Genomic DNA, 13,947 nt, shown 5'->3' with positions numbered 1-13,947 from the left:
CGCCGCTCCGAGAACCGATTTCGCACAGATCACCCCTTCCGGGGCATCATCATCATTTCGTCACTGTGACGTATTGATGCAAGTCGACCCGGGCGAGAGGGGGCCGACCCGGATCGGTCCCGTCCGATCGAGTAGTCACGCCAGGGGTCGCGGCAGGTGACGGTTGGGCACGACGACGACGTCACTCCAGAGGGCGCTCCGCCGGTGAGGTGAAGACTGTCGGCGCTCGTCACGCTCAACAAGAACGACCTCACCGACCGAGTTGGCGACGTGCGGGCGAGCCTGAAGCGCGAGATCAACCTAGGACTCCGACGCGTTCTGGGCATCTGACCACGGCAGCCGAAGAGCATCCAATTGATGGTGTTCACCCCGAATTGCTCTGCAGTCCAAGCAGAACTCGCATTGGTTAGCTGGTAACGGTGCGTGTTCAACAGGTGCGAGTTGGTGTAGGGGAGCGGTAACAGTGTGGATCGCCGCCGGCCGCCGTCAGAAGATCGTGGATAACAGTGGTTATCTATGATCAACTACGCCGTTTAAGCGGTGCCACAACAGCTTTCGAGTATTGTGCGCCGTACGGCGCTATATCTGACGGATTTCAGATGAACCGGATGTCGAGCGGTCTGCCCCACGTGCTTGTTCGAGCAGGAGCACCGGCAGTGCTCATATCGGCAGGCGACGAATGCGAATTACATCTTCGCCGAGAACTACGATCGCGCCTGCAGCCAGATCCTCAGCAACGACTTGAAGATTGTCGGTCAGGAGCTTCGATAGCTCAACGGCACGCCGATTGCTGGCGCGGCGAATCAGCGCGAAGGACGGCTCGATCGCATGCGTTCGAGCAAGCAGCGCTCCAAGGTCGGTGTCAGCACTGATGAGTACCCAGCCTTGAGCCGCAGCCTGCGCTATCACTTCCTCGTCCCATTGAGCCCACCATGCGCAGATCGCGCACGTGGAGGACGTCGTGACCCGACTCGATCAGCAGGTCACGTAACCGTCGATGGGACAATCCGTTCATGGCCGACAGAAACACGCAGGAGCAACGGGTTCGAGCATCCACCGAAGCCTTACTCGATGCCGCCGTCAAAGTTGTGTCCGAGCGGGGGTATGCCGGGGCCAGTCCTGCGCTGATCGCGTCCCATGCAGGTTTCGACCGGAAGATGGTCCACCATCGATTCGGATCCAAAGAAGGTCTTTTCCGAGCATTGTTCGAACGCAGTATCCAGCAGCCTCTGCTCGCTCCGACCGCCGAAGCGGGAGTACCCGGTCTGGATCGGGCGCTCAACACCATGCTCGCCCTGGAGGACATGTGGCGAAATGACCCCGCCTTCCTCCGAGCGGTCTTCACCGTCGCGTTTCAGGTCGCAGGAACGTCGTCGGATCTCAACGAAGTTTTCGAGCAGTGGATCGATGCCGCGCGCGATGCTGTGGAGCGGGCCCTGGTGGACGGGCAGCGCGACGGTTCGGTGCGCGCTGATCTGGATGCCGCGCGTGCGGCGCAGGTCGCGGTCGATGCCACCACGGGGATGACATTCCGGTGGTGTCGGGATCCGGACAACGTATCGCTCGACCGTGAGATTCGGGACTGGGTTGCCGCCGCGCAGCAACTATTTGGGGCTCGATAGTTCCACCGGGCTGTCATGCAGTATCGCGAGCGCAGGGGTGCTGCCGAGGGGTGAGGTGCATTAGCCTTCAACATATTCCCATTAGTGGGAATAAATGTTAGTCTCCTGGCGTTGCCATGGCCCGTGTCTCTCCGGATCGGTTGCCGGCGGCCCGTACATAGGAGTGAAAGATGAGTGTTGAGCAGGGGACCGGTCGGCCGTGGCAGCATTTCGCGGACTACTACTACGGGGTAACGGAAAGCAAGCGGCGCGTCGACGTTGACCGTCAGCGTTACGCCGATCGGTGGGCTCATCTGCACACGATGGGGGATGCTGCGGCGGATCGACTGGCCGCTGCGATCATCGACCGCCGGGTGTCACGAGCGGCTTTTGAAGACACGTTGGCCAGCGGTCTGGTCGACACCGCGGATGCCGCTCCCGAGATCGTCGACTTCCTCGCCCCCGTGCTGACACTGCCGGCGCGTCTGGACCGCGCGGCCATTGCCCGTGGCGCTGAAGCGTTCTGCCGGATACCGATGCCTGCCTGGGTCGCGCATGGTGTCATTGCGGGCTTCATGTTCGGGGCCATCTCACCGAACTCCGCACTCACGTTGGCGCTCAACGAAGCCATCATCGAATCGACGCACAAGCGCTATGTGGAGACCGCAAAGTACGTTCATGACCTCCTGGTTGATCCCGCTGGCGACAGCGCATTCCGGACCGGGTGCCGGGTGCGCCTGGTTCACGGGTTCGTGCGTACCGAGGTCAGTCGCCACGTGGAATGGAACACTGCGGCGTACGGGACCCCCATCCACCTGACCGCGGTTCTTACCGCAGCCGCGGTCCAAGGATCTTGGGCCGTACCCCTTCTCGAAAAGCAGGGATATCGCCTCACGGCGCAGGAGAAAGACGACATCGCGATGTTCAGCGCGTACCAGTCGTACCTGCAGGGCGTGCCCGAGGAAGACCTGCTGACCACCCACCAGGACTACAGCGATTTCCTCTACTTCTACCTCAGCGGTGTGCCGGCGCCACTTCCCAAGGACCGGGCGAGCGCGGCGCGGGTTCTGCGCCCGCTGATCGACAACGGCTATCCGATCAGCGCCTCCCAAACGGTGACGTATCTCTTCAACGCCTACGTGCTCGCCGAAACCCGCCGTAGTCTTGGCCCCGCACTCAGCGACGAATGGGACATCCGCGTCCCCGCAACAGGAACGGTCATCCGTCCCGTCGCGGCAACGCTCACTCGCATCCTGGGCGCGGCTCGGCAGCTGCCGTTGGCCCGCCCGCTGTGCGACAAGCTGGCCCGGAACATGGTGCATTCGGCGATGCCTCAAATGGTGGAGCGGGTGACCGGGTCGAGTGAGGTCAGGTTCGACTCCACGGCAAAGGTCGAGCGAACAGCGGTGTAGGAGTCGGGGAACAACGGTCGATGCGCTTGACGTCAAGTGCAGCCACTTTTCGCGAATGTTCGCATTGGCCTTTGTATCTCGATCAACACCAGAAGGAGTGTTCCGAGCAATGAGCGACGTTCAGCTTGGCCTCATGATGGATTTCCCGCTCACCACGCAGCACTTCCTCTGGCGTATGCGCAATGTGCACCCAACGACTGGCATCGTGTCCGTCACTGACGGTGACGGTACTTGCTCCGGCAGTTCGTTTGCCGAAGCTGCACACCGCAGCCTCGCGCTCGCCGCATCGCTTGCCCGTTTCGGCGTGCGACCCGGCGACCGGATCGGGACATTCGCCTTCAACAGCGCGGCCCATCTCGAGGCGTACCTCGGGGTGATGTCGATGGGTGCAGTGCTACACACCATCAACGTGCGAGTCCACGACAGTCAACTGGTGTGGATGGTGAACCACGCGCAGGACCGGGTCATCTTTGTCGACGCCGATTTGACCGGACGGTTCCTTCCGCTGCTGAGCCAGATGCCGAGCGTCCACGCCGTCGTCATCATCGGTGAGGTCCCGCGCACGATCGACGTCCCGAGTGGGGTCCAGGCGATGGCATTCGACGACTTCGCCAGTGCCGACCCCGCGGACTACCGGTTTCCCGATCTCGACGAGCGGGCGGCTGCGGCTCTCTGCTACACCTCCGGCACGACCGGTGACCCCAAGGGCGTGCTGTATAGCCACCGCTCGATCGCGATACATGCGTTGATCATGACCGGCAGCGACGTCTTCGCTGTCCGAAACGACGACACGGTTCTGGCCACAGTTCCCATGTTTCATGCAATGGGATGGGGTCTTCCGTTTGTTTCGATCATCAGCGGTGCAAGACTGGTCATGCCGGGCCGACACCTCGACCCGCGCAGTCTCCATCGTGTGATCCGCGACGAAGACGTGACATGGTCCAGTGGTGTCCCCACGGTGTGGACGGATCTTCTCAGGTATGTCAGTACTGCGGAGGAAGACGCAGCCCCATCGGACTTGAAGTCCCTAAGGAAGCTGATCCTCGGGGGAGCCCAGGTGCCGGGCGATCTCATCCGCCGTTTTGCGAATGAAGTTGGTACCACCGTCGTGTCCGGCTGGGGGATGACCGAGATCTTCCCGGGTGCCACCGTAGCGAACGTCGACTCGCGCAAGACCGACGGGGAGAACTTCGCCAGGCAGGCTACCGCCGGCCGGGTGAGCCCGTTCTATGAGATCAGATTGGTCGACGACGAAGGGACCGTTGTGCCCCATGACGGTGTGAGCCGAGGCGAGATCGAGGTACGCGGCCCTGCGGTTGCCTCCGATTACTTCCGTCTCGGAGACTCTGCCGCGGAAGAGTTCGACCACGGCTGGCTGCGGACCGGTGACATCGGCACCGTCAGCCCCGACGGTTGGGTCACCGTGGTGGACCGCTCCAAAGACATGATCAAGTCTGGGGGAGAATGGATTTCATCCGCTGACCTCGAATCCGCGCTCCTCGAACACCCGTCGATTCATGAGGCAGCAGTAGTCGGTCGGCCCGATCTCCGTTGGAGCGAGCGGCCGTACGCATTTGTGGTAGCAGAGCCAGAACTCTGCCTCACAGAGCTTCGCACCTTCCTAGAAGAACGGGTACCTAGCTGGTGGGTTCCCGACCAGACCGAGGTCACACCGTCTTTGCCGAGGACCTCGACAGGAAAAGTCGACAAGAAGCAACTCCGCGACGCCGTTGCGGTAGGCCGGTAACCGCACCAACATCTGGCCTTCGTCTGGAAAGACGAACAGCACCAACGAGAATCAGGACACACCTTTGTACAAACTTATCGCCTGCTGGTCGGCGCCCCGCTCCGAGGACATCGAGGCCTTCGAGAAGCACTACACGGAGGTGCATGCGCCTGCTGCCGCGGCCGTGCCGAATCTGGTCCGTTTGGTCCTCACGCGGACCGCAAGCGGCCTGGAGGGCGACCGACCGGCGTTCTACCGCGTCGCAGAGATGCACTTCGACTCGCCTGAGGCTCTGCATGCCAGCGAACAATCGCCGGAGTGGGCAGCGATGCGAACTGACGCTGGAGCCATAGCGGCACGCTTTGGGGTCAGCCTGGAAGTCGGCATCGGCACCGAGGTCGAAGCACACGTGCGGCCGTCATGACAGTCCTGGTCACCGGTGGTTCGTCCGGTATCGGACGTGCCGTCGCTGAGCGCTGGGGTGCGCTGGGGCACGATGTGATCATCAACTACCACGCGAAGAACGAGGCTGCGCAAGAGGCTGCCGCCGCAGTCGAAAGTGCAGGCGGCCGAGCGCATCTGATCAAGGCCGACGTCGGCACGCAACTCGGCGTCGACGCGGTGGCGGCCGCGGTGAAAGAAGTCACCGAGTCCATCGACCTCTACGTGCACTGTGCAGCTCTGGCAGTCCCCGGCGGACCCCTGGACATCGATCCTGAACGCTTGGCGCACGCCATCTCGGTCAACGCCACCTCGATGATTTCCATGGTTCAGGGTCTACTCCCGGTCCTTCAACGCGGCAGCAGTGTGATCTACATCAGCAGTCGCGGAGCCCGCAGTTACGTACCGTCCTATGTTGCACTCGGCCCCTCCAAAGCGTTGGGGGAGGCGCTGATCCGATACCTGGCTGTGGAGCTCGCACCGCGCGGAATCCGGGCGAACACAGTTGCGGCAGGCCCCGTGGACACCCCCGCCTTCCGCACGATGTTCGGAGATCGGGCGCAGAGCCGACTCGACGCCGCGGCGGCAGCCAATCCGAGCGGTCGTGGTGTGACACTGATCGACGTGGTTCGCGCAGTAGAACAACTTGCCTCACCCGACTCCGCAATGGTGCAGGGACAGACGCTGATGGTCGACGGGGGGCTCTACCTGTGACACCGCTTCGTATCTGTGCCCTGCCGCAGTAGGTTCCGTCACCAATTTCATCTGCCACTGTCGATCAATGGTGCTGCAGCGAAAAGCGATCAGGCCCAATGACGTTCGCCGATCTCAAGGCCCTGTCCCCAACGCCTCGAACTAACCGCGGCATAGACCCCGAGGAACTAGCGACCCGGGACTGTGGCCCGGCGTTTGGAGCTGGCCGGTCGTGTCAGGTGATGGGTGTGGGTTTGAGGGTCGCGTCGGCGGCAACGGCTGCCAGGGGGATGGCCGGGGTGACGGCCATGATCAAGCGGTGCAGTGCTTCTCGGCTGATGTTGCGGTGATTGAGCCAGTCGAGGGTGGCGCCTTCCATGAAACTCAGGAATCCCTCGAGGGCTACGCGCAGCGCGGGTGGCTCTGCCTGGCCGGGGAGCACCATCTGGGTGAACAGCGCGCGGTACTGGGCGCGATTTGACGCGATGAAGGCCTGCACCTCGGGGTCGGCGCCGAGGCCCCCGCCCATGATGAGTCGGTAGGCCGGCTCGGCATTGACGGCGAACTCCAGGTAGCGGTCGAGTAGCGCCGCGGTGAGGTCGTGGCCGGACAGGTCGGCGGTGTGTGTTTGTGCGTAGTCGCGCAGTTGCTGGTGGAAGTCTGCGATGACGGCGAGATAGCACTGCCGTTTGGATCCGAAGTAGTAGAAGAGCAGGCCCTTGGTGACGCCGGCGCTGGCGGCGATGTCGTCCATCGACACGTCATCGAATCCGCGGCGCGAGAAGCAGTCCGCCGCCGCGGCCAACAACTCTGCCCGTCGGGCGGGATCGCGATGGCGGCGAGCGCTGCTGGTCACGAGACCTCCCGATATTGACTTTCGGTCAGACTTGCTTCACGGTAGCAGCAGCGGTCAAGTTTGACCGGTGGTCAAACTTTGAAGGGAACCCAGGATATGGCCAAACTCAACCTCCGCGATGCCGTCGTGGTCATTACCGGCGGAGCCCGCGGGATCGGTGAGCAGACCGCGATCGCGTTCGCCCAGCAGGGAGCGCGGGTCGTCATCGGCGACATCGACGAATCCGCGGCAAGGCTGACTGCCGACAGGATCGGTCGCGGCACAGTGGGCCTGGGTCTGGACGTGTCATCGGAGAGCTCGTTTCGGAGTTTCATCGGCACGATCGAAGACCAGGCAGGGCCCATCGAGGTGTTGGTCAACAACGCGGGGATCATGGCGGTCGGGTCTTTCACCGACACCAAGCTGGCCACTGTTCGCGCGACGCTCGACATCAACCTCTGGGGCGTCATGCTCGGCTGCCACCTGGTGTTGCCGACAATGGTGGCGCGGAGTCACGGACAGGTCATCAACATCGCCTCGGCGCTGGGACGCCTCGCCGGCGGCGGTGTGGCCGCCTACAGCGCCAGCAAGTTCGGTGTCGTCGGTTTCACCCACGCCCTTCAGCAGGAGTTACGGGGCACCGGCGTGACGGCCTCCGTCGTGCTGCCGGGAGTGGTCCGCACCGATCTCTCCAGTGGGGTCTCCGAGCGCGGAGTGCCGGTATCTGATCCCTCGACAGTCGCCGCGGCCGTCGTCGAGACGAGCGTCAAAGCCAGGCCGGAGACCACAGTTCCCAAGTCGGCGGGCGGCCTGATCCGGACCCTGGCCATGCTGCCGCCACGTCTGCAACAACCGCTATTGCGCGCGGTCGACTACGGCCGCGCGATGCACGACGTCGATACCGAACAACGTGCCGGCTATCGCGACCGGCTCGCCAAGACCATCGACGCACGCAACGACGGCCCCACCGAGATCCCGGAAGGGGAAGCAGCCCGATGACGGTCGACCGCGTCGCGGCGTTCTCCCGCGAACGTTCGGCCGTGCTGAGTTTCTGCAGCGGACTCTCCGAAGCGCAGTGGCACGCCGACAGTGCGGCCGCCGGGTGGCGCGTGCGCGATGTCGTCGCCCACCTGGGTGCCAGCTGCAAGACGCTATTCACACCCGCTGCCATCACCGTGCTCACCACACGCGATATCGAGCGGGCCAACGACCGCCCGGTCGATTCCCGACGTGATTGGTCGGTCCATCGCGTGCTCGCCGAGTACGACAGGTGGAGCGCCTGGACCCTACGGGCCGCCGCGATCATCGCCGCGACGCCGCCCCGGGCACTGCGCACGCGTCTGGGTGAACTCGGTTCGTTCAGAATGGATCTCGTCCTGCCCGGGGCGTTGGTCTTCGACCACCACGTTCACCTGCGCCACGACATCGCACCCGCTGTCGGACTCACCGCGCCCACCACCGACGCACAGCGCATGACCGTCGTCGTGGAATGGATGCTGGCCGTGCTTGCAAACCAACTCAAGGCGACACCCCCATCCTGGCTCAGCGGCCCGATCACTCTCGAACTACACGGCGCCGGAGGCGGCCGCTGGCAGATCGACCCCAACGGATCGCTTACCGTTCACGACGGCACATGCCGCGACGAAGCCGGCGCCATTCGCAGCGACGTCAACACCTTCCCATCGTGGGCAACCACCCGGACCGACTGGCACAGCGCCGGGCTGGAACTCACCGGCGACCTCGAACAAGTCACCCGCTTGCTCGGCTCAATCAACATCGTCTGAACACGAACATCGAGGGGCCAGTTACCGCATCAACAGAGCGTGTAGGAACACAACGGCAGACTTCGCCTGCGGCAAGGTTTCTTCGATGTTCCCGAGGATTTCGTCGGCAGTTCGACTGGCGGCGAGGGCCTTGAAGATCCGCGAGTAACCCGTCTTCCCAGTGCCGTTCTCCCCGAACAGGATCGTGAGCCCCTCATGGGGCTCGATGAGGCCACCTTCGACGAGGGCGTTGACGCCGGTGACCCCTGAGAGTGAGGTCAGGGTCAGGGGTTCGATCGCTTCGTCCTCGCTTTCGAAGGTGGCCAATGGCAGCTCCACGGCAAGTTCGCGAGTGTCGAAGGCCTTCTCCTGTCGGAAAAGTGCGTATGCGTCGGCCTCTTCTTCGTTTCCAAGCGGCCCGCCACCCTGGAGGACGTGTCTGACGATGAAGCGCACCCACTCGTCTGAAGCATTCGCCCATTCACTGAGAAGGTTTCGCGGATCTACCCGCTGCGGTGTCGCCAACCCTGCCACTATGGCCCTCCAGCGCTAACGAGTGCGAGGTCGCGATCAACCTAGCAACTTCCCATCGACTCTAGTTGGCGTGCGCACCGGGCAGCTCCCACGCGCTCGAGGATCCCCAGTTTGAAAGGCGTCGATTTACCGCCTAATGGAAGAATCCCCTGCCCCACGACACAACCTGTGGTGGTTAACCGAACCTATGGGCACTACAGATTGTGTCCACCAACGGCGCGCCGCGGCGACTTTCGTCGTACGTGTGTGGCGCTCCTAGGGTTTTAGTGGGCGCTTTTCGCTGGTCAGTGGCTTTTTATGGTGGGGTTCAACGGTTTCGGTGCTTCGTTGGTGAATTAAAGGACGCGCACGCGGTGTGCCTCTAGGTTTCGGGGTTACCACACCAACCTCAACCACAAGGACGATCCGCGTGCGCGTCAGTACTGCATTTAACCGAATGCTGTCCATCCCCGGAGCCACGGTCACCGAAGTAGACATCCGCGATGGCGCCGTCATCATCGGACTGCGCCCGACGGCGCGACTGGTGAGCTGCCCGTGCGGCAAACGATTCCGGCGTTTCTACGATCGCCGCGAGCGACGGTGGCGACACCTCGATCTGGCCGGCCGACGACTGTGGCTGGTCTTCAAGATCCGACGGGTGGACTGCCCGGACTGTGGGATCGTCACCGAGGATCTGCCGTGGGCCCGTCCCGGTGCGCGGCACACCCGCGACTTCGAAGACATCGTGCTGTGGCTGGCCCAACGCACCGACCGCACCTCGGTGGCCACGCTGATGCGTTGCGCCTGGGAAACCGTCACCGCGATCATCGGCCGCGGGGTCACCGAGTTGCTCGATCAGCGTCGCTTGCAGAGGCTCTACCGCATCGGTGTCGATGAGATCTGCTATCGCCACCCGCATAAGTATCTGACCGTCATCGGGGATCACGACACGGGCACTGTCGTGGACATCCAGCCCGGGCGCAGCGAACAATCGCTGGCCAATTTCTATGCCACCCAATCGGATTCAGCACTGGCACAGATCGAACTGGTCAGCATGGATGTCTCCCGCGCCTACACCGGCGCCACCACCACCGCAGTCCCGCACGCAGTCATCTGCTACGACGGGTTCCACATCATGCAATGGATCAACCGCGCCCTGGACCGCGTCTTCGCCGAATCGATCCGCCTGCCCGGATACGCCACCGCAGACTGGAAAACCGCCCGCTGGGCGCTACGCACCGGAGAGAACAAACTCACCGATGACAAACGCGCTCTGGTCAACCAGATCGCGTGCACCAACCGGCGTATCGGCCGGGCCTGGACCCTCAAAGAACAAGCGCGCGACCTCTACCGCTACGACCACGAACCCGGTATCGCCCGCCACCTACTCAAAGCCTGGATCACCGCGGCCAAGCGTTCCCGCATCCCCGCGTTCGTCGCCCTGAGCAAACGCTTCCAGATCTACTTCGAACCCATCCTGGCCGCCATCGAACTCGGCATCTCCAACGCACTCATCGAAGGCATCAACGCCAAAATCCGCCTCATCAACGCCCGCGGCTACGGCCACCACTCCGCCCAAACCCTGACCGCAATGATCTACCTCTGCCTCGGCGGACTGCAGGTCAAACTACCCACAAGAACCTGAGGAGCCGCACGTGTGTTCTATCCTGCTGATGCAGGGCACCCCGCAACCGTGGGGTGTAGACCACGGAGACGGGGTGCGGAGATGCGTGTAGGAACCATCACTGTAATCCACTCCACGGTCCCGTCAAATCGGAATGGCTCACCTTGCTAGCCGGCTGCGAAGGGTCGAGGTGATGGAATATGGAGGTGTCAAATGGCACGAAATGTGAATAGGAGCGCAGGCTCTGGCCGGTTTGTTACCGCGTCAACCGCCCGGCGCAACCCGAGCGGAACCACGACCGAGCAAGTGGGTCGGGGTACGTCGAACAAGTCGACCGTTCATCGTTCGGCTGCTACTGGCCGGTTCGTCACTGAGGCCACTGCCAAGCGTCATCCCGACAAGACGATCACCCAGAGAGTGTGACATGGCCGGATTCAAGATGAACCCAAACTTCGAGCGCGAGTTCGCCCGTCAGTTCAACGCACAGCTCCAGAAGGTATTCGACTCGGTTTACAGTCGCCGCGCCGGTCAGGCAGTGGGAGAAGTTAAGGCTGCGCTAAAGCGCGAAACCGGTCGGATCGGATTGACGCTGGATGACGCGAAGTTGACGGAGCTTGCAACGGCGATCAGCGCAGGAACCCGACTCAAGGTTCGCGCGGCGTAGTCCCGGTGAGCCTGGGGGCCGGGTTCGCATCTAGCCCCCAGGCGCACCTCGAAGTCGAATCGGCAAGTTGCAGTGTTCAATCCAGATGCGTGGCGATGTATCTCGCGTAGGTCGACGCCGACGCTCGAGCGTGGACTTCGAGGGTCTGCGGGCTATATCCGAGCGTTTCGGCAAGGATGGCGATTGGGGTGGTCTGGGTCAGCTCGTTGAGTGTGCCGAGGCGCGCTTCCAGGGAGGCGAGCACGGGGCGCAGGTGATTTCGGAGATGCGTCGGTGTGAGGTGCATGCCGGGCCGGTAGCCGCGGAATATCCAGGGAGACTGAGGTGAGCCCTTCGTAGTGGTCCAGTTGTTGTGCGACTCTGATGCCCGGTGTTCGGGCAGGAAGAATCGGCAACGACATGGCAGCCAAGAAGCGCCGGCGGCATACGCTTTGACGGGTCTCTCGAAGAATCACGCGATGACCTTCAATCATTCGGCAACGACACGCCGGTCCCGCTGATCAGGTCCGACTCGTACACCACTCTGCTGGACGCAACCCTGACCCACATCTACACCAAACTCAACCTAACCTCACGGGTACAGCTGGTTCAGGAAGCCGCACGCCACGACGCCTGAAGGCGATCCGACGAATCATCCCGGGACGCAGCAGCCGACTCGGCTGGTCGACCAGCCACGCAACCTTGATGAACTGCTCGAATACATCGATGTCTTGCTCGGCGGCCGCCAGCACTCGGTCCAGATAGCCGTTGAGCAGCCGCGTCGCAAGCGGTGGAGTTCCGGCGATCTCAGGCAAGCTCAAGTCACCACCGGCGGCCATCTGCCATGCCTGCCGGATCGGCTTGGCCGCTGCCCGAAAAAACCTCCGCGGCAGATCCTTTTCGCCGTGGGATAGACAGTCGCGCAACACAAGTGCTTCCATTGCCGCCACCGTCATACCCTGCGCATAGATCGGGTTGAAACTACACACCGCGTCACCGACCACCACCAGCCCCTCCGGTAGCCGAGGCAGCTTGTCGTAGCGACGCCAACGACTGGAGGGAAACCGATGTTGGGCAACCGGACTCACCGGTTCCGCGGAGCGCACCGCGGCCAGGATGTGCGGTGGTGTCACGGCGGATACGAACTTGCACATGCCCTCCAGGTCGAGTGGCGGATGACGCCCCGCCATGCCGAAGACGGTGAAGAAGACGGTGTCGTTCTCGCACGCGGCCAGCGCTACACCGGTCGGGCGGCCCGGCACCGGCGACACGATCAGACCGTATTCCCGCACGGCAGCTTCGGGTGGCCGCAGCAGCTGGCTGGCGTACAACAGGTCCACGCGAACCTCGTCGTCGGTGGGCGCGGCAAACCCGTTCCGCTCCAACAGCGCCGGAGTCCGCGAACCGCGCCCGGTCGCGTCCACCACCAGGTCGGCTGGCCACTCGGCGGCGACGTTGTCGGTGCGGTCGACGACGCACACCCCGCACACCCGGCCCGCTTCGGTGAGGCAGAGGTCCACTGCCTCACGGCCACCGAGCACGCTGACGTTGGGCAGGTCCACGACCCGACCACGAACGTGCCGTTCGAGGAACGGGCGCGTCATGTTGTAGGCCCGAAACGCCGGGGCGGTGCCGGAATGGACGGCCACATGCCCGTTCATGCAGAAATGCAGCCGCGACAGGTCCGTGCCGTCATTGAGGACCGCGCCCCGCTCAACGAGTTGATCCAAGAAGCCGGGAAACAGTTCTTCCAGCGCCATCGCACCGCGCATCAACAGGCCGTGGGTGTGCCGCCCCTGCGGCACTCCGCGGCGAACCAACGCCGACTCGTCCACGGTGTCTCGCTCGATCACCGTCACCGTCGTATAGAAGTCGGCCAGGGTGCGTGCCGCGAGCAGGCCGGCCATGCTTCCGCCCAACACGATCGCGTGATTCCCGATCACCGTCCACCTCCTGTTTCAGCTCAGGATGTGGCACGGGCAGGCTCGCACCATCGGCCAAAAGGCGTAGCCGAAATTTGTGGGGTCGTATCCGGTTACCGGGTCACGGTTACCGGGTCGCCGGCAGCGGCGCCTGCGACTGGACCGCCGCCGCCAGAGTCCGGAACAGCTCAGGGCCACCCGAGCCGGAGATCGCCAGTTGGGCCGCGCCGGCCTTTCCGGCCAACCGGGTGGTCCACACCGGGTCGCCGTCGCCTTGGTAGACCACCCAGCGGGTGCCGTCCACGTCCTCGCTGCCGGTCGGGTGTAGTCCGGGACTGACGGACGCGACCAGCGGGACCTCGTCGGCGTTGCTCTGCGTCAGGCTGACGTACATCCCGGTCGGGCTGACGTAGCCCACCCGCGAGGTGACCGCGCGCAACCGCTGGCCTTTAGCGTCGCTGCGCCCGTCGGTGATGCTGCCGCGGGAGCCGGAGTTGGGCTGCCATCCCTCGGGCAGCTGTGGCAGTCGGACCGGGAACCCCAGGGTCTGCGCATCGGCCTTCAGCGCGGCGGCGGCGTCGTAGGACGGCACCGGCCCGGCGGTGATCCCACCCGGCCGAAACGCGCACGTCCCGGCCAGACCGGCCAGCGCCACGCAGGCCAACACCAGCGGCACGATCGACCAGAACATGTCACGCCAGTCCTGCAATATGCGGGGTTTGGCAGGCTTGGGCGCCGGTTGGGGCTCTGTGGTCACGGACGCCAGTATCCCAG

The 13,947-nt window shown here is 63.6% G+C and carries 14 protein-coding genes and 2 pseudogenes; 10 read left to right on the top strand and 6 right to left on the bottom strand.

Translation table 11 applies throughout. The annotated features are described in order from the left end of the window. Positions 1–219: 219 nt before the first annotated feature. Positions 220–330 (top strand): annotated as a pseudogene (locus tag NM962_19010) (type II toxin-antitoxin system PemK/MazF family toxin). A 330-nt stretch (positions 331–660) separates the two neighbouring features. Here the strand turns inward: NM962_19010 and NM962_19005 are convergent. After that, entirely contained in the window at positions 661–909 is a 249-nt protein-coding gene (locus tag NM962_19005; protein ID UVO11976.1) for a hypothetical protein, read from the bottom strand. 104 nt (positions 910–1,013) lie between these two features. On the opposite strand from NM962_19005, the gene NM962_19000 reads away from it, so the two are divergent. From NM962_19000 to NM962_18980, 5 genes are all read left to right on the top strand, one after another. After that, complete coding sequence (locus NM962_19000; protein ID UVO11975.1) at positions 1,014–1,622, top strand: TetR/AcrR family transcriptional regulator; 609 nt, start codon at positions 1,014–1,016, stop codon at positions 1,620–1,622. Positions 1,623–1,792: 170 nt separating this feature from the next. Continuing rightward, a complete protein-coding gene (locus tag NM962_18995; protein ID UVO11974.1) occupies positions 1,793–3,013 on the top strand; it encodes a DUF2236 domain-containing protein in 1,221 nt (406 codons plus the stop codon). A gap of 109 nt (positions 3,014–3,122) precedes the next feature. Beyond that, positions 3,123–4,760, top strand: a complete 1,638-nt coding sequence (locus NM962_18990) for a long-chain-fatty-acid--CoA ligase (protein ID UVO11973.1) — start codon at positions 3,123–3,125, stop codon at positions 4,758–4,760. Between the two features lie 64 nt (positions 4,761–4,824). Continuing rightward, complete coding sequence (locus NM962_18985; protein ID UVO11972.1) at positions 4,825–5,163, top strand: EthD family reductase; 339 nt, start codon at positions 4,825–4,827, stop codon at positions 5,161–5,163. Continuing rightward, positions 5,160–5,894, top strand: a complete 735-nt coding sequence (locus tag NM962_18980) for an SDR family oxidoreductase (GenBank protein ID UVO11971.1) — start codon at positions 5,160–5,162, stop codon at positions 5,892–5,894. The genes NM962_18985 and NM962_18980 overlap by 4 nt, the downstream gene beginning before the upstream one ends. Before the next feature lie 214 nt (positions 5,895–6,108). Here the strand turns inward: NM962_18980 and NM962_18975 are convergent, their stop codons facing one another. Then, positions 6,109–6,729: a TetR/AcrR family transcriptional regulator gene (locus tag NM962_18975; protein ID UVO11970.1), complete on the bottom strand. Its 621-nt coding sequence runs from the start codon at positions 6,727–6,729 to the stop codon at positions 6,109–6,111. 96 nt (positions 6,730–6,825) lie between these two features. Here NM962_18975 and NM962_18970 point away from each other — a divergent pair, with 96 nt between their 5' ends. Together NM962_18970 and NM962_18965 are read left to right on the top strand one after the other, a co-directional pair. Next, entirely contained in the window at positions 6,826–7,707 is an 882-nt protein-coding gene (locus tag NM962_18970) for an SDR family oxidoreductase (protein UVO11969.1), read from the top strand. Then, positions 7,704–8,492, top strand: a complete 789-nt coding sequence (locus tag NM962_18965; protein ID UVO11968.1) for a maleylpyruvate isomerase N-terminal domain-containing protein — start codon at positions 7,704–7,706, stop codon at positions 8,490–8,492. Before NM962_18970 ends, NM962_18965 begins: the two co-directional genes overlap by 4 nt. Before the next feature lie 21 nt (positions 8,493–8,513). Here the strand turns inward: NM962_18965 and NM962_18960 are convergent, their stop codons facing one another. Further along, positions 8,514–8,996: a hypothetical protein gene (locus NM962_18960; protein ID UVO11967.1), complete on the bottom strand. Its 483-nt coding sequence runs from the start codon at positions 8,994–8,996 to the stop codon at positions 8,514–8,516. Between the two features lie 445 nt (positions 8,997–9,441). Here NM962_18960 and NM962_18955 point away from each other — a divergent pair, with 445 nt between their 5' ends. Next, positions 9,442–10,629, top strand: coding sequence for an ISL3 family transposase (locus NM962_18955; protein UVO11966.1), 1,188 nt, complete (start codon positions 9,442–9,444; stop codon positions 10,627–10,629). 403 nt (positions 10,630–11,032) lie between these two features. Beyond that, a complete protein-coding gene (locus tag NM962_18950; GenBank protein UVO11965.1) occupies positions 11,033–11,272 on the top strand; it encodes a hypothetical protein in 240 nt (79 codons plus the stop codon). A 76-nt stretch (positions 11,273–11,348) separates the two neighbouring features. On the opposite strand, the pseudogene NM962_18945 reads toward NM962_18950, so the two are convergent. From NM962_18945 to NM962_18935, 3 genes and pseudogenes are all read right to left on the bottom strand, one after another. Beyond that, positions 11,349–11,591: pseudogene (locus tag NM962_18945) on the bottom strand (Fis family transcriptional regulator). Positions 11,592–11,832: 241 nt separating this feature from the next. Next, complete coding sequence (locus tag NM962_18940; protein ID UVO11964.1) at positions 11,833–13,194, bottom strand: 2-polyprenyl-6-methoxyphenol hydroxylase-like oxidoreductase; 1,362 nt, start codon at positions 13,192–13,194, stop codon at positions 11,833–11,835. A 106-nt stretch (positions 13,195–13,300) separates the two neighbouring features. Then, complete coding sequence (locus tag NM962_18935) at positions 13,301–13,930, bottom strand: DUF4245 domain-containing protein (GenBank protein ID UVO11963.1); 630 nt, start codon at positions 13,928–13,930, stop codon at positions 13,301–13,303. Positions 13,931–13,947 lie beyond the last annotated feature (17 nt).

The sequence above is a fragment of the Mycobacterium sp. SVM_VP21 genome (assembly GCA_024758765.1).
GTDB classification, from domain to species: domain Bacteria; phylum Actinomycetota; class Actinomycetes; order Mycobacteriales; family Mycobacteriaceae; genus Mycobacterium; species Mycobacterium heraklionense_C.
The sequence above is the reverse complement of the archived record's forward strand: the minus strand, read 5'-3'. Positions and strand labels throughout refer to the sequence as shown.